Annotated in this window: 16 protein-coding genes; 6 read left to right on the top strand and 10 right to left on the bottom strand. The window is 70.3% G+C overall.

The features are described 5' to 3' along the window. Positions 1 to 20 precede the first annotated feature (20 nt). The gene (locus YIM_RS01210) at positions 21 to 1,265 is read left to right on the top strand and encodes a hypothetical protein (protein ID WP_153028580.1); all 1,245 of its coding nucleotides are present in this window, start codon (positions 21 to 23) and stop codon (positions 1,263 to 1,265) included. Positions 1,266 to 1,278: 13 nt separating this feature from the next. Here YIM_RS01210 and YIM_RS01205 read toward each other — a convergent pair whose 3' ends face one another. Then, on the bottom strand, positions 1,279 to 2,196 hold the full coding sequence (locus YIM_RS01205; protein ID WP_153028579.1) for a hypothetical protein: 918 nt from the start codon (positions 2,194 to 2,196) through the stop codon (positions 1,279 to 1,281). A gap of 166 nt (positions 2,197 to 2,362) precedes the next feature. On the opposite strand from YIM_RS01205, the gene YIM_RS01200 reads away from it, so the two are divergent. Then, positions 2,363 to 2,884 (top strand): YceI family protein, encoded by a 522-nt coding sequence (locus YIM_RS01200; protein WP_194240005.1) that lies wholly within the window; start codon positions 2,363 to 2,365, stop codon positions 2,882 to 2,884. 6 nt (positions 2,885 to 2,890) lie between these two features. Here the strand turns inward: YIM_RS01200 and YIM_RS01195 are convergent, their stop codons facing one another. The 5 genes from YIM_RS01195 to glf all read right to left on the bottom strand — a co-directional run bounded on the left by YIM_RS01195 (position 2,891) and on the right by glf (position 8,844). Continuing rightward, the gene (locus YIM_RS01195) at positions 2,891 to 4,342 is read right to left on the bottom strand and encodes a hypothetical protein (RefSeq protein WP_153028577.1); all 1,452 of its coding nucleotides are present in this window, start codon (positions 4,340 to 4,342) and stop codon (positions 2,891 to 2,893) included. Between the two features lie 160 nt (positions 4,343 to 4,502). Then, positions 4,503 to 6,038, bottom strand: a complete 1,536-nt coding sequence (locus YIM_RS01190; protein WP_228004486.1) for a hypothetical protein — start codon at positions 6,036 to 6,038, stop codon at positions 4,503 to 4,505. A 73-nt stretch (positions 6,039 to 6,111) separates the two neighbouring features. Beyond that, positions 6,112 to 7,113 (bottom strand): decaprenyl-phosphate phosphoribosyltransferase, encoded by a 1,002-nt coding sequence (locus tag YIM_RS01185; RefSeq protein WP_153028576.1) that lies wholly within the window; start codon positions 7,111 to 7,113, stop codon positions 6,112 to 6,114. Further along, a complete protein-coding gene (locus YIM_RS01180) occupies positions 7,110 to 7,625 on the bottom strand; it encodes a phosphatase PAP2 family protein (RefSeq protein WP_153028575.1) in 516 nt (171 codons plus the stop codon). Before YIM_RS01180 ends, YIM_RS01185 begins: the two co-directional genes overlap by 4 nt. Further along, positions 7,618 to 8,844 (bottom strand): UDP-galactopyranose mutase, encoded by a 1,227-nt coding sequence (gene glf, locus YIM_RS01175; protein WP_153028574.1) that lies wholly within the window; start codon positions 8,842 to 8,844, stop codon positions 7,618 to 7,620. Before glf ends, YIM_RS01180 begins: the two co-directional genes overlap by 8 nt. Positions 8,845 to 8,923: 79 nt before the next feature. Here glf and YIM_RS01170 point away from each other — a divergent pair, with 79 nt between their 5' ends. Then, positions 8,924 to 10,888: a DUF6541 family protein gene (locus tag YIM_RS01170; RefSeq protein ID WP_153028573.1), complete on the top strand. Its 1,965-nt coding sequence runs from the start codon at positions 8,924 to 8,926 to the stop codon at positions 10,886 to 10,888. Between the two features lie 227 nt (positions 10,889 to 11,115). On the opposite strand, the gene YIM_RS01165 is transcribed toward YIM_RS01170, so the two are convergent. After that, a complete protein-coding gene (locus YIM_RS01165) occupies positions 11,116 to 12,003 on the bottom strand; it encodes an LLM class flavin-dependent oxidoreductase (RefSeq protein WP_153028572.1) in 888 nt (295 codons plus the stop codon). A gap of 79 nt (positions 12,004 to 12,082) precedes the next feature. On the opposite strand from YIM_RS01165, the gene YIM_RS01160 reads away from it, so the two are divergent. Then, positions 12,083 to 12,898 carry an HAD-IIB family hydrolase gene (locus tag YIM_RS01160; RefSeq protein WP_153028571.1) on the top strand — a complete coding sequence of 272 codons (816 nt, stop codon included), beginning with the start codon at positions 12,083 to 12,085 and terminating at the stop codon, positions 12,896 to 12,898. A gap of 15 nt (positions 12,899 to 12,913) precedes the next feature. On the opposite strand, the gene YIM_RS01155 is transcribed toward YIM_RS01160, so the two are convergent. Both YIM_RS01155 and YIM_RS01150 read right to left on the bottom strand, forming a co-directional pair. Next, entirely contained in the window at positions 12,914 to 13,648 is a 735-nt protein-coding gene (locus YIM_RS01155; RefSeq protein ID WP_153028570.1) for a 1-acyl-sn-glycerol-3-phosphate acyltransferase, read from the bottom strand. 43 nt (positions 13,649 to 13,691) lie between these two features. Next, on the bottom strand, positions 13,692 to 15,347 hold the full coding sequence (locus tag YIM_RS01150) for a hypothetical protein (protein ID WP_153028569.1): 1,656 nt from the start codon (positions 15,345 to 15,347) through the stop codon (positions 13,692 to 13,694). A gap of 219 nt (positions 15,348 to 15,566) precedes the next feature. Here YIM_RS01150 and YIM_RS01145 point away from each other — a divergent pair, with 219 nt between their 5' ends. Continuing rightward, positions 15,567 to 17,510 (top strand): DUF6541 family protein, encoded by a 1,944-nt coding sequence (locus YIM_RS01145; protein ID WP_228004485.1) that lies wholly within the window; start codon positions 15,567 to 15,569, stop codon positions 17,508 to 17,510. A gap of 110 nt (positions 17,511 to 17,620) precedes the next feature. After that, positions 17,621 to 19,543, top strand: coding sequence for a DUF6541 family protein (locus tag YIM_RS01140; protein WP_228004484.1), 1,923 nt, complete (start codon positions 17,621 to 17,623; stop codon positions 19,541 to 19,543). 205 nt (positions 19,544 to 19,748) lie between these two features. Here the strand turns inward: YIM_RS01140 and YIM_RS01135 are convergent, their stop codons facing one another. Beyond that, on the bottom strand, positions 19,749 to 20,732 hold the full coding sequence (locus tag YIM_RS01135) for a lysylphosphatidylglycerol synthase transmembrane domain-containing protein (RefSeq protein ID WP_153028567.1): 984 nt from the start codon (positions 20,730 to 20,732) through the stop codon (positions 19,749 to 19,751). Positions 20,733 to 20,754 lie beyond the last annotated feature (22 nt).

Raw genomic sequence — 20,754 nt, 5'->3', positions numbered from 1 at the left:
TCCTGGCATGCCCTATTCGCGTGCCCTCTAACTACCTGCACCGGGCGCTCGGGCCTGGCGCGCACGCCCGCGCGTTGGTCCGGCCCGGGGAAACCGTGGTGTGGGCGGGGTTCGCGCGCACGCACTACTACGACATCAAGCGCCTGACGCCGGTCGGTGAGCCGAAGGGCAGCGCCGTCGGGCGAGGGCTGGGGGCGGTCGGCGACTTCGCCGGTGAAGTGGTGTCCGGCATGCTCGGGTCGGAAAACGGGCCGGACAAGCCGCCGCCCGCGGACGTGGTGGTGTTCGGGCCACAGGCCGGGTGCCTCGCGCACCAGCACCTGAGCACGCTGCCGTCGATCAGCCGGGGGCTGCTGCGGTTGTGGGTGCTGACCTCGCAGCGGCTCGTCGTGTTCACCGAGCAGCCGCCGGTCGATGAGCCTCCGTCCACAGAGGATTCGTTGCTGGGCAAGGCTTCGCGGTTCGGCAGAGGGCTGGCGAAGGTCGGCCGGATCATCACCGACACCCGGACCAAGTTCGGCGACAACGTCGAGGGCGAACCGGTGGCTCCCAAGGCGTTTGTGCCCGCGGCGGAGATCCCGGGCGCGCAGATCGCCGGGGTGCGCGCCACCCGGGTGTCCCTTGTGGACGGTTCGGGCATCGACTTCGTGCGAGGCGTGGCCGGGCCCGCCTGGGAGACCACGACCGCCGAGTCCGAGCTGAAGATCGTCACCAAGGAGGTCACCGGGCACTGGCTTCGGCCGGGTGAACGGCTGGTGCTCGCCTGCGCGCCGATCAACGGCTACACCGGCGTACTGCTGGACGGCGAACTCCGGCTGCCGCACGAACCGCTCGGCGACGTGCCGGAGGTCAAGCTCGGCAAGCTGAAGTGGCCGCGCCCGGCCGACTGGACGATGCGGACCGCGGGCGCGGACTGGGCCGACGACCCGACCGTCGCGTTCTGGGCGCACGCCACGCGCCCCGAGCAGGACGCGGTGCGCTTCGCCGACCACTTCGCGCACACCCGCGGCGACGCCCGGCTTACGCTGACCTCGCACCGGGCGGCGGTGGTCTACCCGACCCGCCTGCTCGCCGACGCCGCCGCCGATGCCGCCAGGAATCCGTTCACCACGTTCAGCGAGGTGCCCGCGTCCAGCATCCGCGGCCTGACCGCCGAACCGGCCGGGTGCGGCGTGCCGTCCGCGCCGGTCGTCCGGCTCGACTTCACCGACGGCTCCACGCTGCTGGTCCGCGACCCGCTCACCTCGCGCCGCCTCGGCACGTGAATCCGCAGCGCCATCAGCGGGCCAGGCCAAGGAACTCCTGCTGCTCGCGGTCGTACCGCTGGGTCAGGCCGTTGCCGTAGCGGTCCCACCAGTTCTGCACCTGGCCGCCCTGGCGGGTGGTGGTGTCTCCGTAGATCTCGCGGTCGTACTCCAGGCGCGTGTCGCGGAACTGCTGCTGGAACTGCTCCGAGGACAGCCCCTGGATGTGCTGGATGGTCTCCGGGCTCAGGGTGCCGCTGCGCACGATGTCCGCACCCGCCATGGAGTTCAGGATCGCCTGCACGCCGCCGACACCGCGCATGTGCGCCCCGGACATGATCGCCGCCTGCACACCCGGATCGGTGAAGTTCAGCGCGCCCGCCTGCCGCGCGCTCTCCGACATGTGCCGGGTGACCACCGCGATCTCCTCGGCGCTGCCCTGGCCGTGCAACCGCCGCGCCTCCATGATCTCGCGGTAGGCGGTGCCGTTGCCCTCGCGGAAGCCGTACGCCTCCTGCCGCCCGCCCTGCTCGCCGGACGCGCCCTCGGAGCGCATGATCGACTCCACCACCCGCGGGTCGAGCTGGTCGGGATTGCCGCCCGCGGCGGCACCGCCGCCGCCCTGCGCCTGTGCCGGCTGCACCTCGCCGTTGCCGCCGCCGTAGCCCTGCGCGGTGGCGCGGTCGGCGTCGTCGTAACCGTCCACAGCGGACTTGAGCTTCTCGGTCAGGTCCTCGACCAGGTTGACGAACCGGCTCAGGCCGCTGACCAGCTGCTGCTGCAGGTTCGCGTTCGCCCCGGCCACCGAGCCGCCGATCTGCGCGAAGGCCAGGCCGTCCAGCACCAGCCGGTCGAGGTCTCTGGTGGTCTCCATGGCCGTGGATCCCAGCTCGCGCACCGTGCTGGTGATGCTGCGGACCTCGGCTGGCTCGATTCGGTACTCTCCGGCCACGGGAACTCCTCTCGATCCGGCTTGGCAAGTCGAGAATTCACCAAATCGAGTCCCGAACGGACGGCCGAATTACCCACCGGCGCGGCGGCACATCCACCGATCGGCTGACGGCGATTCAGCCGACTCCCTAATGGTTTTCCGGTACGGATCGGGAAATCATGGCGGCATGACGACCGTCGAACTGCCCGCGCCCGGCACCTACCGCATCGATCCGGCCAGTTCGGTGGTCGGCCTCGCCGGTCGTCACCTGTTCGGGCTGGCGCCGGTGCGCGGCCGGTTCAGCATCCGGGCCGGCACCATCCAGGTCGCCGACCCGATCACCGACTCGCTCGCCGAAGCGTCCATCGACGTGGCCAGCTTCGACACCGGCAACAGCCAGCGCGACAACGAGGTCCGCTCGCCGCGTTACCTCGACGCGGGCCGGTTCCCGCTGATCGAGTTCATCTCCGGCCGGATCGCGGTCGACAACGGTGCCTGGAAGCTCACCGGCGAGCTGACCGTGCGCGAGACCACCCGCGAGGTCGCGCTCGACATCGAAACCGCCGCCCGCGCCGGCGACGGCTTCACCGTGCGGGCCCGCACGAAGGTGAACCGCACCGACTTCGGCGTGACGACCATGCGCGGCCTCGGCGGCAGCGTCTTCGAACTCACCCTGGACGTGACCGCGACGGCCGCCCACCCCGGCTGACGGGGCTTACCAGGGCTGGCCGGTGGGCCGGGCGTTCGCCGCGCTGACCAGGTACAGCTGCTGCGTGCCCGACCAGGGTGAGCTGATGGTCCAGCTCGCCAGCGCGGTCGGCGGCGGGGCTTCGTGTGTCACTTCGAGCACCAGGTCGGTGTCCGCCGGCGCGATCGAATGGTCGAAGAACCGGAAGTTCAGGTCGATCAGCGCCTTGCCCAGTGCGCTCGCCCGGCTCTCGCTCTCGGCGATGGCCGGGGCCACCGCGCCGCGGTCGGAGAACAGGTCCACGATCGGGCAGTCGCAGGCGTAGGCCAGCGCGCCGATCTCCCCCGCGCTGTGCACCTTCCGCCCCTGCGCCACCTGCGCCAGCTGCTCGCCGATCGCCAGGTACTGCTCCGACGCGGCGTGGTTGCTGGTCAGCGGCGCGTACTGCCGGGGAAGCCCCGGCGCCAGGTACACCGCGACGGCCACCGCGGCCACCACCGCCGTGCCCACCAGACCGGCGCCGGCCAGCACGCGCTGCCGGAACGCCTCCCCGTCCACCGAAGCGACCGCGGCGGCCAGGAACACCGTGGTAGCGGCGATGCTGGGGCCGTAGTACCAGTGGTACGGCGGCACGTTCAGCCACGCGTAGGACAGGTAGTGCGCGAAACCGGCCACCGCCAGCACGCCGAACGGCAGGATCCGCCGGGCGGTGTCGCTGCCGCGCACCAGCAGCGCCAGCCACAGCAGGCAGAGCAGCCCGGCCAGCACCACCGGCAGGAAGGACAGCACGGTCTGCGCCGGGTAGTCGCGGAAGTACAGCAGCGGGCCGTTGGTGAAGCTCCACTCGCCCCACGACCGCTGCAGCGTCTTGATGATCACCGTGTCCGGCACGGCCGAGCCGAGTGCGAACCAGCTGATGGTGAACCACGGCCCGGCCACCGCCAGCGCGGCGAAGAAGGTGCGCCAGATCCCGGCCCAGAACGAGGGCCGGGCGACAAAGATGACCAGCGCCATCACCAGCAGGTCGAGCCGGGTCAGCGCGAGCACGCCGATGACCAGCCCCAGCGCCACCGGACGGCGTTCGGTGGCGTACACCAGCGCCCAGACCACCCCGGCCGCGCCGAGCGCGATCTCCAGCCCGATCGACGAGATCAGCAGCGGGTTGATCGTGGTCAGCGCGACCGCCAGCGGGGCGAACCAGTTCGGCAGGCCGATCCGGTCGCCGAGGCGGCGAAGGCCGAGCGCCAGCAGCACCTGGGCCAGCACGAAGAGCACCGCCGCGGCGAACACCGCGTCCCGGAACACCAACGTCAGCGCGGCCAGTGACAGCACGTTCATCGGCGAGGTCGCGGTGTTGGCCACGCCGTCCGCGATCAGGCCCCAGTGCCCGTGCAGCGCGAGGTTCTTCGCGTACGACAGCGTGATGTAGGTGTCGTCGATCAAATGCGGCTTGACCAGCGCGAACACCACGGTGGACACTGCGGCCACCCCGGCCGGGAAGTACCAGAACCTCGCCGTGCGCGGACCCGATCTACCGCCCGAGTCCGGGATCGTGGCGGACTCGGCGGTTTCGGGTAAGGCGCTACGCATCGCTGAAGAGTGTAACTCCTACTGTGATCGGTCCGTTATCTGCGCGATATTAAGTTCCGATTACCTGCGGCCGACCAGCCGGGACCAGCGAAAAGTGCCCGACGCCCTTGGCCGCCGAGTGCACCGTCCAGCTGTCGGGGCCGACCGCCGGGCCACTGGCGTACCGCAGCTCGTACTGGATCGGCTCCGGCTTGATCGACCGGTCGAAGAAGAAGTAGTTCACCCGCAGCGCGAAGCTGGTGATCGGGTTGGCCTCGGCGATCCGCTTCTCCACCTTGTCCACCACGCGGCCGCGGTCGGAGAACTCGTCGACGATCTTGCACTCGCAGTAGTAGGCCAGCGTGCCGATCTCCCCCGGGCTGGACACCGTCGCACCGTCGAGGCGCTTGCCCAGCTCCTGGCCGACCCGCGCGTAGTCCGGCGCGCTCGCCCAGTTGCCGAAGATCAGCGGCGACTCCCACGGCACGCCCGGCTTGGCGACCACCGCGATGTTGCCCAGCAGCGCCAGCCCGACCAGGCCGAGCGCCAGCGCGGGCGGGCGCGACTCGAGCCGCTCCTGCTCGCGCGAACGGGCCAGCCAGAAGGCCAGGATGGCCACGCCGGACATGCTCAGCGAGACGATCGGCGCGACGAAGTACCAGTGGTACGGGCCGACGCCCATCAGCGTGTAAACGCCGTAGTAGACCACTCCACCGGCACCGAGCGCGGCCAGCGGGCCGATCTTGAGGACCTTCTCCCAGCGCACCGCGAACCGCACCATGAACCAGCTGACCAGCACAAAAAGCCCGGCCAAGGCGGGCGCGAAGGCGACCGCGGTGACGATCTTGCGGCCGGTGAAGTACATCACCGGCCCGGTGAAGAAGCTCCACTCGCCGAACAGGCCGCCCTGCAGCTGCTTGATCACCAGCGTGTCCGGCACCGCCGAGCCGAAGGCGATCCAGCTGAACAGGTACCAGGGCCCGGCCACGGCCACCGCCGAGAGCACCGCCTTGACCAGCTTGCGCCGGATCGCGGCGGCGGAGAACGCCAGGATGAGCACAAAAACGACCAGGTCGAGCCGGATCATCACGGCCAGCCCGGCGATCGCGCCGAACCACACCGGACGGCCCTCGACGGCGAACAGCGTGAGCAGGATCAGCGCCGCCGGGATCAGCAGCACCTCCAGCCCGACCGCGGAGAGCACGAACGGGTTGAGCAGCACCACCGCGATGCCGAGCACCCCGGCGAACGACGGCAGCCGCAGCGCCGCGACCAGGCGCATCCACGCCCAGCCGATCACCGCGCCCGCGGCCACGGTGACCAGGCCCAGCGCGATCACCGGGTGCGGGTCGCCGAAGATCCGGGTGAGCAGAGTGGCCAGCGCCAGCAGCAGGATGTTCAGCGGGGAGGTCGCCGAGTTGGCGTGCTCCCCGGCGATCAGGCCCCACTCGCCGTGCACCGCGAGGTTCTTCGCGTACGCCAGGGTGATGTAGGCGTCGTCGGTCAGGCTGTCCTTGACCACCAGGAACAGCGCCGCCGTGGCGACCACCGCGAACACCGGCAGCCACCAGGCCGCCCGCACGTGGTCGCGGACAGAGGTGCTCACCTCAGCTTCGCCAGTGTTCGAACCCGCCGAGATCGGCTCCACCGTCTGCCCTATCGACATGTGTGTCTTCCGTTTACAAGTAGTAGGCCAAGCCCAGCGTGACGACCCAGGTCACGCCGAGAACCTGCAGCACCCGGTCGCTGAGCGCGATCTCCTCCGGCTCACCGGCCTTGCCGCCGTCGACGTCGACGGCGTACCGCAGCACGGCGACCACGAACGGCACCATCGAGACCACCGGCCACACCGAACCGTCGGCGCGCTCACGCAGCTCGAACGCCCAGAGGCTGTAGGACATGATCAGGATGGCGGCCGAGGTCGCCCAGACGAACCGCAGGTAGCTCGCCGAGTACTTCTTCAGCGAGGAGCGGATCTTCGCCCCGGTGCGCTCGAAGAGCATCACCTCGGCGTACCGCTTCCCGGCCACCATGAACAGCGAGCCGAACGCGGTGACCAGCAGGAACCACTGCGAAAGCGCGATGCCGGCGGCGACACCACCGGCGATCGAGCGCATCAGGAAGCCCGAGCCGACGATGGCCAGGTCGATCACCGGCTGGTGCTTGAGGCCGAAGCAGTAACCGAGCTGCACGGCTTCGTAGACCACCAGCACGATCGACAGCTGCGGGCTGGCCAGGAACGAGATGCCCAGCCCGACGCCGAAGAACACCACCGCCGAGACGTAGGCCACCGGCACCGGCACGATCCCGGCCGCGATCGGCCGGTTGCGCTTGGTCGGGTGCGCGCGGTCGGCTTCCACGTCCACCGCGTCGTTGATCAGGTAGATCGAGGACGCCACCAGCGAGAACGCCACGAAGGCGATGGCCGCGTCGAGCAGCACACCCCCGTTGCCGAACTGCGCCGCGGTGAAGGGCGCGGCGAAGACCAGCACGTTCTTCACCCACTGGCGCGGGCGCGCGGTCTTCAGCACCCCCTTCGCGGTGCCCAGCGGGCCACGGCCCTTCGCGGGCGCTACCGGCTCCGGTTCCGGCGCGTCTTCCGCCGTCTCCAGTTCGTCGGACAGGACCGGCTCTTCCTCGATCTTGTCCTTCTCGTCGGTTCGCTCGGTTGCTTCACTCATCTTTGCTTCAGCTTCCGTCGGATGAGACCGCCGACGACCCCGCCCAGTGCCGCTCCGGCGAGCACGTCCGTCGGGTAGTGCACGCCGAGCACGAGGCGTGAGGCCAGCATCGGCGGCACGAGTGCAGGCACGAGGTTACGCCCGGTCAGTCCGGAGTAGAGCACCGCCGCCGCCGTGGTGGAGGTGGCGTGCGAGGACGGGAAGCTCAGCTTGCTCGGGGTGCCGACCAGCACCTCGACGCTCGGGTGCTCCGGCCGCGGGCGGCGGACCACCCGCTTGACCGCGATGGACGCCGCGTGCGCGCCGACCACGCCGGCCGCCGCGACCAGCCAGTCCTTGCGCCGCTTCTTGTCCACGGCGGCGCCGACCAGCCCGAGCGCGAACCAGCCCGCGCTGTGCTCACCGAAGTGGCTCAGGCCACGAGCGGCCTTCACCGTCACCGGGCGCTTGAGCGCGCCCTGGACCTTGGCCAGGACCTCGACCTCGGGGGCGGGCTCGTTCTTCTCAAGCATCGAGCGACCCGTCGAGCGGGGCACCGTCGGTCAGGTGCGGGGCGATCTTGTTGTCGAACGCGGTCAGCGCCGACCCGATCGCCATGTGCATGTCCAGGTACTTGTAGGTGCCGAGGCGGCCGCCGAAGAGCACGTTGCGCTCCTTGGCCTCGACCTTGGCCAGCTCCCGGTACCGCTCCAGCTTGTCGCGGTTCTCCGGGGTGTTGATCGGGTAGTACGGCTCGTCCTTCTCGTCGGCGAACCGGGAGTACTCGCGGAAGACCACCGTCTTGTCGTTCGGGTAGTGCTTGCGCTCCGGGTGGAAGTGCCGGAACTCGATGATCCGGGTGTAGGGCACTTCTTCGTCGTTGTAGTTGACCACCGAGGTGCCCTGGAAGTCACCGGTCTCGAGGACCTCGGACTCGAAGTCCACCGTGCGCCAGGTGAACCGGCCGGCGGAGTAGTCGAAGTAGCGGTCCAGCGGGCCGGTGTACACCGTCGGGGTGCCGGCGGGGATCGCGTCGCGCACGTCGAAGTAGTCGACGTTCAGCCGCACCTCGATGTTCTCGTGCTCGGCCATCTTCTCCAGCCACGCGGTGTAGCCGTTGACCGGCAGACCCTCGTAGGTGTCGTTGAAGTAGCGGTTGTCGAAGGTGTAGCGCACCGGCAGGCGGGTGATGATGTTCGCGCCGAGGTTCTTCGGGTCGTTCTCCCACTGCTTGGCCGTGTAGCCGCGGACGAACGCCTCGTAGAGGGGACGGCCGATCAGTGAGATCGCCTTCTCCTCGAGGTTCTTCGCGTCCTCGGTGTTGAACTCCGAGGACTGCTTGGCGATCAGCTCGCGCGCTTCGTCCGGTGTGTGCGACTTGCCGAAGAACTGGTTGATCAGCGCCAGGTTCATCGGGAACGAGTAGACCTGGCCCTGGTACTTGGCGAACACCCGGTGCTGGTAGTTCGTGAACTCGGTGAACTGGTTCACGTACTCCCACACGCGCTTGTTCGAGGTGTGGAACAGGTGCGCGCCGTACTTGTGCACCTCGATACCGGTTTCCGGCTCCGCCTCGGAGTAGGCGTTGCCACCGATGTGGCTGCGGCGTTCGAGCACCAGCACCCGCTTGCCCAGCTGGGTGGCGGCTCGCTCGGCGACGGTCAGGCCGAAGAAACCCGACCCAACCACGATCAGGTCGTAACCGGCGAATTCGTGTTCAGTAATCTTGACGGGGTTCGTCTGCGCGCTCACGGGCGCCCAGGGTACTCACGTACTCGGGACGGACTGCGCGCCGCCCATGACCAGCCCCTTGAAAACACCGTAGGAAGCCGTGCCAACACCGGATACGTTCTGGACCTCCCTGAGCACGATCAGTGTCTACCTGGTCGTGCTGGCGGTGCCGGGCGGCTTGATCGGGATCGGCGCCGGCCTGCGGGGCTGGGCGCTGGCCGGGCTCGCGCCACTGTTCACCTACTTTTCACTGGGCTCGGCCGGGCCGTGGCTCTCGATGGCCGGTCTGCCCTACAACACGGCCACCGCCGCGGCCTTCTCCCTGCTGCTGGCCGGCCTCGCGTTCGGGGTGCGGATGCTGGCCCGGTCGCGCGGCTGGGTGTCGAAGGTACCGCTGCCGAAGGGCCCCCACTGGTCAAGACGCGCGCACGCCGCGGTGATCGGCTGTGTGTTGCTGGCCACCGCCCTGTCGATGATCGTGGTGCTCTCCGCCGCCGACGGCGCCAGCTCGGTCTTCCAGCGCTGGGACACCGTCTACCACGCGAACGGCATCCGCTACATCGCCGAGACCGGCGACGGCTCGCTGGTCGGCATGTCGACCATCAACTGGTACCCGGACGGCTCCTTCTACCCGAACGCCTACCACCTGGTCGGCGCGCTGGTGTACTCGATCTCCGGTGCCTCCATCCCGGCCGCGCTGAACGGCATCACCGTGCCGATCGCCGGCATCTTCGCGCTGGCGCTGGCCGCCACCATCCGCCAGTTCGGCGGGCGCGCCGCCTTCGCGGGCAGCGCCGCCATCGTGGCCGGGGCGGCCACCACCGGCGCCTACGAGTCGGTGTCGAGCGGGCTGCTGCCGTTCGCGCTGGGCATCGTGCTCACCCCGCTGGCCGCGGTCGCCCTGCAGCGCTTCCTGACCCGGCCGGACGTGGAGTCCGGCATGGTGTTCGCGCTGACCATCGTCGGGCTGCTGCTGGCGCACTCCAGCGCCCTGTTCGGCGCCATCCTGTTCACCGTGCCCCTGCTGCTCCAGCGCTGGTTCCGGCGCGAGGGCGTGTGGTGGCGCGACCTGCTGCGCATGGTCCCGGCCGGGGTCGCCGCGCTGGTGCTGGCGGCCCCGCAGGTGCTCGGCGCGATCGCGTTCACCTCCAGTTCCTACCCGTACATCCCGTGGGCGTCGGACATCCCGGTGTCCTCGGCGCTGGCGCAGCTGCTGACCTTCCGGCAGGTGCTCCAGGAACCGCAGATGGTGCTGTGCGTGCTGCTGGTGGCGGGCATCCTGACCGCGCGGGCGCTCGGCTCGATGCGCTGGGTGGCCTTCTCCGCGCTGCTGCTGTCCGGCACCTTCGTGCTGGTCGCCTGTTACGGCGCGCTCCCGTGGGTGATCTCGTTCTCGCGGCCGTGGTGGAACGACCGGTACCGGCTGATGTCGCTGGCCGCGATCCCGTTGTGCCTGCTCGCCGCGCACGGCCTCGCCGAACTGCAGCGGCTGCTGGCCAAGGTGGCCGCGGGCTGGGACTGGGTCAAGGCCCGCCCGCGCCTGCCCGCCCGGATCGGCGTGGCCAGCGCGGTGCTGCTGGTCAGCGTGCTGGCGGTGGGCACCAACGGCTTCTACACCACGGCGAACGCGACCGCGGTGGCCTACGCGTACCACAACGGGCCGGAGTCGCTCGGCCGTCCGGTGCCGGTCACCGACTTCGAGGTCGACGCGATGCGGGAGATGGGCAAGTTCGCCCTGCCCGGCGAGAAGGTGCTCAACGACCGGCTGGACGGCACGGCCTGGCTGTTCGCCATCTCCGGCGTGCGGCCGGTGGCCGGGCACTACGACCCGGGCGTGGCCCCGCCCGACGCCACCTACCTGTCGAACCACTTCCGCGAGTACGACACGAATCCCGAGGTCCGCGCGGCCGTCGAACGGCTGAACGTGGGCCACGTGCTGCTCGGCTCGGGTTCGATCAAGCCGGACATGATCCGGGCGCCGGGCCTGCGCGACCTCGACGGCCTGCCGTTCCTGGAGAAGATCTACGCGAACCCGGACGCGATGATCTACCGCATCCTGCGCTGAGTACGTTTCCGCCGGATTTTCCCCGGAAACGGAGAGACCTCCGCGTGGCTCGGGCCGCCCCTGCCCGTTCGCGCCACGCGGAGGCCGTCTCGCCCCCAATCACCCCCGGGGTGATCCTTCGAGCCCGGGTTGTCACCCGACTCAGTCTGTCCCGCCTACTAAAACGATGACTCCCGAGACCGGTAATCGGTTTCCATCTCGACCAAGTGTCACCCGATCGAGTGAACTTAACGGCCCTGCAATCCCGGCAGTACTTCGGCCGCGACCTGCTCGAGCACGGCCTCCCGGCCCTCGTACCAGCTGCTCGACCGCGGCCAGTGGGAAACCACGTCGGTGAAGCCCAGCTCCTGCGCGCGACCGGCGGCATCGGTGAACGCCTCCACGCTGCTCAGCGAGAAGACCGGCGCCGCGTCCAGGCTCAGGTAGCGGTCGATCGTGTTGTGCCCGCGCCCCGCCGCGGCGAGGATCTCGTCGAACTGCGTCACCTTCTCGGCGACACCGGCCCACCACTGGTCCAGGTCGTCGGTCTTGCGGCCGGTGGTCACCCAGCCGGAGCCGAACCGGGCGGCCAGGCGCATGGTCCTCGGGCCGTTCGCCGCGACCAGGAACGGCAGCCGGGGGCGCTGCACGCAGCCGGGCAGGTTCCGCGCCCCGCGCGCGGTGTAGTACTCGCCGGGGTAGTCGAACTTGTCCTGGGTCAGCAGGCCGTCGAGGGCTTCGACGAACTCGGTGAAGCGGTCGGCGCGCTGCCGGTCGGTCAGCTCGGCCTCGCCGATGGCCACCGCGTCGTAGTGCGCGCTGGTCACGCCCGCGCCGACGCCCAGCAGCGCGCGGCCGTCGGAGACGTCGTCGAGGGTGATCAGCTCCCGCATGAACGGCACCGGGTGCCGGACCACCGGGGAGGCGACCAGGGTGCCGAGGCGGATCCGCTCGGTGACGGTGGCGGCGGCGGTGAGCGTGGGAATGGCGCTGAACCACGGTCCGTCGACGAGGTCCCGCCAGCCGAGGTGGTCATAGGTCCAGGCGTGGTCGAAGCCGTACTCCTCGGCGGCCCGCCACTTCGGCTCGGCCGCCCACCAACGATCTTCGGGAAGGATCACAATGCCTACTCGCACCAGCTCAGCGTAGGGGCGAAGCGGTGGGTGACCATGCCGGGTCGAGCCCGGATCAGGTGCGCTCTGGAAAACTGGCGGGGTGGAGAAACCCCTGCTGATCGCGTCCGACATCGATGGCACCCTGCTCTCACCGCTGGCCGAGCTGACCGCGCGCACGCTCGCCGCGCTCCGGCGCGCCGCCGCGGACGGGGTGCCGGTGGTGCTGGCGAGCGGCCGCCCGCCGCGCTGGATCCCACCCGTCGCTCGCCCAGCCGGTCTAACTGGTTACGCGGTGTGTTCGAACGGTGCGGTCATCTACGACATCGGCAAGGACGAGGTCGTCGAGATCCGGGGGCAGCTGGAGCCGGTGCAGCTGATCGACTACGCGAAGGAACTCGAACTGGCCATCCCCGGCTGCAAGTTCGCCGCGGAACGCGTCGGCAGGCGGGCGGTCGACCCGGAGATCCACAACTACGTGTACGAAACCGGCTACCGCAACCCGTGGGGCGACGGCGAGGGCTTCTCGGTCCCGCGCGGCGAAACGCTGGGGCACCCGGCGGTGAAACTGCTGGTGCGGCACCAGGGCATGACCTCGGACGAAATGGCGGCCGCGGCCCGCGAGATGCTCGGGGACGCGGTGGACATCACGTACTCGTCGAACGCGGGGCTGATCGAGCTGGCCGCGCCGGGCATGACCAAGGGCAGCGGCCTCGGCTGGGTGACCGACCGGCTGAACGTGCCCGCCGACCGGGTGGTCGCCTTCGGGGACATGCCGAACGACATCGAAATGCTGCGGTGGGCCGGGCACGGCGTGGCCATGGCGAACGCACACCCGGCCCTGCTCGAAGTCGCCGACGAAACCACCGCCCCCAACTCGGAAGACGGCGTCGCCCAGGTCCTCGAGCGCTGGTTCTGAGGCTGGCCGCCCCCGTCACTCCCGCCGGGCGTCCAGCTTGGCGGCCTCCTCCGGGGTGGGGGCGGTGCCGCCGAGGTGGGCGGGCAGCCACCAGCGCTCGTCCTCGGTGGCGGGCTGGTCGGGGTAGTCGGCCTGCACGCGTTCCAGCAGGGAACTCATCCGCGCCCGCAGGTCCTTCGTGAGCACCTCGGCGTCGTCGTCCGGGCCGGGGCGGAACGGCTCGCCCGCCAGGATCGAGATCGGCACGTGCCGCTTGGTCAGCGTGCGCGGGCGGCCCTTCGTCCACAGCCGGTGCGTGCCCCACAGCGCCATCGGCACCACCGGCACCCCGGCCTCGGCGGCCATCCGCACCGCGCCCGACTTGATCTCCTTCACGGTGAACGACCGGCTGATCGTCGCCTCCGGGAACACCCCGACGACCTCACCGGCCCGCAACCGCGCCACCGCCTCCCGGTACGACGCGGCCCCGGCCGAGCGGTCCACCGGGATGTGGTGCATCCCGCGCATCAGCGGTCCGGCGACCTTGTTGGTGAAGATCTCCTGCTTCGCCATGAACCGCACCAGCCGCTTGGCCGGCTGCGCGCCCAGCCCGCAGAAGATGAAGTCGAGATAGCTCACGTGGTTGCAGGCGATCACCGCGCCGCCGGTGGCCGGGATGTGCTCGGCCCCGTCCACCCGCAGCTTGTTGTCGAGCACGCGGAACATCAACTTGGCCGCCAGCACGACGGGCGGGTACACCAGTTCAGCCATACCGCTCAGGTTACGCGACCGTAGGTTACTGTCCAGTTCGCATTCACGGGCAGGGCACGTAGGTGAACCGCGGATCCAGGTCCAGCCGCTCGATCAGCCGGGCCGCCTGCTCGGTCCTCGGATACACCGCGATCCAGTTGCCGGTGCCCTCACGGCGGAACGTCGCCACCGAGTACAGCGCCGCGTACACCGGGTCCGCGCCACAGCGCTGGCGGTCGGAGTACCCGCTGCCGGTGGTCACCGCGAGCGCGGGACGCCTGCCGTTGACCACGTAGTCGTAGTCGTTGGCGATGTGCCCGACCGTGCCGAGCGCCTCGTCGCGCCGCCCCTCGCGGGCGATGTGCTCGTCGGTCAGCCCCAGCACGTCGACCACCACGAGCTTGGTGCCCGCCCGGTAGGACAACGCGCCGTTGGCGTAGGTGCTGATCACCGTGCCCGGCGGCAGCCGCTCCCCGAGCCACGAGCCGATCTCCTCCATCTGCGCGATCTTGTACCGCCATTCGTGCATCAGCGGCAGCGCCGACGGGCTCATCGCGGACACCAGGAACGAGAGCAGGCACAGGCCGAGCGCGACCGCGGGCACCAGCTTCCCGCCGACCGGCTGCGTGCGCGGCCGCGGTGACGGCACGGTCCCGGTCACCACGCCGTACGCGGCCACCGCCCCCACCGCGAACAACACCGGCACCGGCGCCAGCAGCCGCCAGGCCGGCATCCAGTCGCCGCCCGCGTAGGTCATGAACAGCAGGTAGGTGAACCCGAGCGCGAAGACCAGCCACACCACCGACCGGCCGCGGCGCTCCCCTTCCGTCGTCTCCCGGCGCCGCCGCAGCAGCGCGGTCACCGCGGCCACGGCGATCAGCAGATAACCCTGGTGCACCAAGGAGAACGAAGCCAGGTACTGCCAGCCCTGCGCCAGCTGCCAGTCGAGCGAACCGCCGATCTTCGCCGCCACGGCGTTCGGCACCAGATGGCCGTAGTAGGTGACGCGCCAGGCCGTCCACGGCACCACCAGCACCAGCGCGCCCAGGGTGAACCCGCCCGGCCCCCACCAGGTGACCCGCTTGCGCGCGGCCGCGTTGACCAGCCACAGCCCGGCGACCACGGCCAGCACCACGCCGTCCGGCCTGGTCATCGTGGCCAGCGCGACCAGCACCCCGGCGACCACCGGGCGCCCCGCCGCGAGCGCATGGCACATGACCAGCGCGAACAGCACGAAGAGCGGGGTCTCCAGCCCGGACGGGCCGTAGGCGGCGAGCCCGGTCGCGCCCGCGGTCAGTATCGCCGCGGCGACGCCGAGGCCCGGTGTTTCGGTGACGATGCGGTTCACCGTGAAATACGCGGCGAGCACGCAGCCGAGCGCGCACAGCACACCGAGCACCGCACCCGTGCGCACCACGTCGAAACCGAACAACGTCTTCGGGATGGCGACCAGTACCACCCAGAGGAAGTTCGAATAACCCTCGACGCGTTCCCCCGCGTTGAACACCGGGCCGTGGCCTTCGGCGATGTTCTGCGAATAGCGGAAACTGATGAACGCGTCTTCGGCAACCGTGGCGAACAACAGTTGGTGAATCAGCGACAGGGCCAGTGTCAGCAGCAAAGCGGCCACCCGCCACGCCTTCACCGCGTTGATCGACCGCCAGGCCGCGAGCACGCCGAAAGCGAGCGCCAGCCACGCGCCCAGCACTACGAAGACCACCAGACCCTCACCCTCCGCCGCAGCACCGCCCCCATCCGGTGGGTCACGTAAAGGTATCGAAATTCGACCTGGAACGTTTCATTTCACCCATTCGAGGCAACCGGTCCACCCGGCCGAGCGTGAACCGCACGTATCGCCGGGGAAACCGGGGAGTTTCGGCGACACTCGAATTCCGTTTCCCGCCGGGTGACCGGCGGCCTCACCAGGTGCGGGTGGGTTGTGCCCATTTCGACTTCCGGCTGGTCCACGCTGTGGCCGGTCTGCGCGTTTCTGCTGGTACTCGGCGCGCCCGGGCTGCTCGTCGGCGCGGCCGCCGGGCTGCGCGGCTGGCGGCTGGCCGGGCTGGCGCCACTGCTCGGGTACGCCGTCGGCGGTGTCTTCGGGCCGTTGCTGCCGCTGATCGGGTTGCCGTTCAACGGGTTCTCGTTCGTGGCCTGCACGTTGCTGCTCACCGCGGTGGCCGCGGGCACCCGGCGCTTCCGCGGCGACGTCATCCACGAACGGGTGTGGACCCCGCGGGCGCACGCCGGGGTCGCGGCCTGCCTGCTGCTGGCCGCCGGGATCAGCGCGTACGCGGTGTTCAGCGGCCTCGGCGGCATCAACGCGATTCCGCAGGGCTTCGACGCGCCCTTCCACGCCAACGGCATCCGCTACATCGCCGAAACCGGCGACAGCGGGTTGTTCGGGCTGGGCTCGCTGCACTGGTACGACGACGGCCTCTTCTACCCGAACGGCTACCACCTGCCCGCCGCGCTGGTCTTCCAGCTCACCGGCGCCACCGTGCCCGCGGTGCTGAACGCGCACACCATGCTCTCCGGCGGGCTGCTGGCGCTGTCGGTGGTGACCATGGTCCGGCACTTCGGCGGCCGCGCGGTGCTCGCCGGCGCGAGCGCGCTGACGGCCGTCGGCGCGACGATGGTCACCTACGGCGCGTGGAGCAGCCCGCTGCTGCCGTACACGCTGGCCGTCGCGCTGACGCCGCTGATCGTCGTCGCCGGGCATCGCTACCTGCGACGCCCCGCGTTCGACACCGGGCTGGTGCTCGCCGCGGGCGCGGTGGCGCTGCTGGCCATCCACTCCAGCGCGTTGTTCGGTGGCCTGCTGTTCGTGGTGCCATTGCTCGTTCAACGGTGGCGCACGCTCGGCCGTGATCTGGCGGCGCTGCTGCCGATCCTGCTCGGTGGCGGGGTGCTCGCGCTGCCGCACCTGCTCGGCGCGCTGCACCTGGCCGGGAACTTCACCTACACCGGCTGGGCCGCGAACACCACGCCCACGCAGGCCGTCGGCGAACTCCTGTTGTTCTCGCACAATTCACTCGACCCGCAGCTGTTGCTGGCCGGTGCCGTGGTGCTCGGGCTGATCGGGTTCCGGCGGCTCGGCGAACTGCGCTGGATCGCCGGTTCGGCCGCGTTGTTCGGCGTGCTCTACCTCGTTGTCGCGACCTCGGACCACCCGCTGGTGATGGCGATTTCGCGACCGTGGTGGGACGACAAGTTCCGGCTGGTCGCGATGGCCGGTCTGGGCATGTGCGTACTGGCCGGGCACGGTATCGCCGAGGTCCAGCGGGTGCTGCGCGAGGTCGGCGGCCGGGTCGCGCCGCGGGTGGCCGGCGCGCTCGCCGCGGTTCTCGCGCTCGGCGGTTTCCTGGTCCTGTCCCAGGGCGCCTACCTGCGCAACAACGCCGACTACGTGGCGCTGACCTGGGGGAACACCGCCCGCAAACCGGAGGCGGTCGTGGTGGTCACGCCGAACGAGGCCGCCGCCATGCTGGAGCTGGGCAAGCGCGCCAAGCCCGGTGAATGGGCGATGAACGACTGGTTCGACGGCAGCGTGTGGACCTACGCGATCGGCGGCGTGCGCACGATCATCGCGCACGACGAACGCGCGGGCAGGCAGGCCGACACCGAACTGCTCACGCAGCACTTCGCCGAGTACGGCACGAACGCCGCGGTGCGTGACGCGGTCGGCCGCCGCAACCTGCACTGGGTGCTGGTCACCGCGAAGAGCGGCGAGGCCAACGCGACCAGGCGCTCCCCCGGAATGGCCGCGCTGGAAGGGCTGCCGTTCCTCGAAGTCGTCTACCGCAATCCGGACGCGACGCTGTACCGGATCCTCCGCGAGCACCAGCCGGAGGAGACGAACGTCGTAGCGGCACCGGGGTGATCGGCAGAGCCAGGCCCCGATTCGGGTGAACACCGGCCTCGTTAGGCTCACCCGAGATTCCGCGCGGAACCACCTAGCCCGGGGGAAGTGTGCCCACCAGTACCAGCCCAGTGTTCGACGCTCTCACCATCGCGCTGTACGCGCTGGTCATCTTCCTGCCGGGTCTGCTGACCGGGTTCGCGGCCGGGCTGCGCGGCTGGGTGCTGGCGGGCATGGCGCCGCTGTTCACCTACGCCATCGGCGGGCTGGCCGGGCCGTGGCTGGCGGCCATCGGGCTGCCGTTCAACGTGCTCACCTTCGTCATCGCGACGATCGTGTTCACCGGTGTGGCGTTCGGCCTGCGGTGGCTGGTCACGCGCCGCTCGCGGCCCGAGCCGGATGCCCCGCTGTGGGCCCGCGCCGGGCACCTGTCCGTGCTGGCCTGCCTGCTCTTCGCGGCCGCGGTCGGCGTGTTCACGGTGTGGCGCGGGCTGGTCGAGCTGGACGCGATCTCGCAGGGCTTCGACGCGGTCTACCACGCGAACGCCATCCGGTACATCGCCGACACCGGCGACGGCAGCCTGTTCGGCACCAGCCTGACGAACTGGTACGCCGAGCGCGGCGGGCTGTTCTACCCCAACGCGTACCACCTGGTCGGCACGGTCGCCTACCAGCTCAGCGGCGCCACCATCCCGGCGATCATGAACACGAACACGCTGCTGCTGCCGGGCCTGCTGTCGCTGTCGCTGGTCGCCGTGGTGCGCGAGTTCCGCGGCCGCGCGGTGATGGCGGGCGCGGTGGCGCTGGTGGCGATCGCGCCGACCGCGGTGATGTACCAGTCGATGTCGCGCGGGCCGCTGCTGCCGTTCCTGCTCGGGCTGGCGCTGACCCCGCTGGGCACGGTCGCGCTGCACCGGTACCTGGTGCGCCCGGCGATGGACACCGGGCTGGTTTTTGTTCTCGCCGCGGTCGGGCTGCTGACCGTGCACTCGTCGACGTTGTTCGCCGGGATCGTGTTCGCGCTGCCGATGATCGCGCAGCGGTGGCTGTCAGGTCGCCAGTGGCGCGTGGTCGGGCGGGACCTGCTGGCGCTGCTGCCGATCGGCGTGGCCAGCATGGTGGTCGCCGCGATGCAGTTGTTCGGCGCGATCGGGCTGGCCAGCGGCGACGTGCCGTACTGGGGCTGGCCGAGCCAGGGCACCACCGGTTCGGCGCTGGGCACGCTGCTGAGCTTCCAGCACGACATGCCGCGGCCGCAGATCTGGCTGGCCGCCGCGTTGTTCCTGGGTTTTGTCTTCTTCCGGAAGCTGAACGGGCTGCGCTGGATCGGCGGCACGGCGCTGGTGTCCGGCCTGCTGTACGTGGCGGTGTCCTCGTCGAACCACCCGCTGGTGATGGCGATTTCGCGGCCGTGGTGGGACGACCCGTACCGGTTCGTGTCGATGGCGATGGTGCCGCTGGTGGTGATCGCCGGGCACGGGCTGGCCGAGCTGGCGACGTGGCTGAAGGACGGGATCTCGCGGTGGCGCTCGGCCCCGTGGCTCGCCCCGGTGACCGCGGTGGTCGTGCTGGCCGGGTTCGTGGGGATCACGAACGGCCTGTACACCGGCGCGAACACCGGCTGGGTGACGCCCGGCTACGGCAACGGTCCCGGGGTGGACAAGCACAAGCTGCCGGTCAGCCCGGACGAGGCGCAGGCGATGCTGGAGCTGGAGAAGCGCGCGAAGCCGGGCGACTGGGTGATGAACGACCGCTTCGACGGCGGTGCGTGGGTGTACGCGATCAGCGGGGTGCGCGGCGTGGCCGGCCACTACGACCAGGCCCTTCCGCCGGCCGACGCACTGCTGCTGGCCGACCGCTTCCGCGACTACGCCACGGACCCCGCGGTGCGCGCGGCCGTGCAACGGCTGAACATCCGCTGGGTGCTGGTCGGCCAGTACGGCTACCCCCCGGAGGCCACCCGGCAGAAGGGCCTGGTCGGCCTGGACGGGCAGCCCTTCGTGAAGCTGGTCTACCGGAACGCGGACGCCTCCCTGTACCAGCTGACCCCGTAAGGCGCGGCGGCCTTCGTCCCCTGGCCCCCGCCGCTGGGTGGTGGCGCTGCCTCGCGAAGCCTCGAGCCGAGCCGCCGAAAGTGGGCGCGCGAGGGCACCCCTGAGGACGAGTTATCCACAGGGGTAAGTGCGGTTGGGGATAAGCGGGTTTTAGCTGGTCAGCACATATATAACGGCGTACCGACTGGGCAGTACCCCACAGGGGTCAGGTGGTGGCGGCGACGCGCCGGGCCTGGATGCGCGCGGTCAGTGCCGCGCCGCCCGCGGTGATCAGGTCGGCCACGGTGAACATGACCCGCGAGGCCACCGCGAAGGCCAGTGCCTGCGGGCCCGAGATCGCGGTGGCGGTCAGCACGGCGACCATGGCGAACTCCCGCGCCCCCACCCCGCTCGGCAGGATGAAGGCGAAGGTGCCCGAGGTCATCGCGATCGCCATCGCGCCGATGCACAGCACAAAACCGCCGAACCCGGGCGCGCCGACCGAGTTCGCCAGCAGCCACAGGTGCGTGCCCTGCAGGGCGTAGACCAGCACCAGCGCGCCGAACACCTTGCCGATCAGCTTGTACGAGAGCTGGTGGTCCAGCGGCGGGCGCCGCAGGATCTTCAGCACCAGCGACGTGCCCCAGGTCAGCACGCGCGGGTGCAGCGCGGTGAACCCGATCGGCAGCAGGACCAGCAGCCACCACGCGTGCGGGCTGTTCGCGAACACCGCGGGCATCGCCAGGATCGACAGCACCAGCGCGGCGACCACGCCGACGCCGAGATGAATCAGCGAAGCGGTGAAGATCCGCGCCCTGGCCAGGCCCGCCTTGCGGCCCAGCTCCATCTGCAGCAGGTACGCCCACACCGAACCGGGGATGTACTTGCCGAGCGAGCCGACCAGGTTGATCTGCGCGCCCCGCGCGTACCCGATCGGCTTGCCCAGCTCGTCGACGATGATCTGCCAGGCGTACACCCCGACCGCGATGCTGCCGACCAGCGCGACCAGCGAGAGCGCCGAGGACAGCCACGGGATGCCCTTCATGGTCACCCAGAACTCGTCCCAGCTGGTGATCAGCGAACGAGCGGCGAAGAAGATGACCACGGCGATCGCCAGCCAGCGGGCGGCGTCGATGAGCTTCGCCTTGGTGGACTTGGGCGCCTTGCCTGCCACCTCGACGGCGGTCTCATCGGGCTCGACGGTCGTCATCGGTCGTCGTGTCTCCTCGTCG

Origin of the sequence: Amycolatopsis sp. YIM 10, assembly GCF_009429145.1 — a bacterium.
GTDB lineage: Bacteria > Actinomycetota > Actinomycetes > Mycobacteriales > Pseudonocardiaceae > Amycolatopsis.
This window is presented reverse-complemented; position numbering and strand designations above follow the sequence as displayed.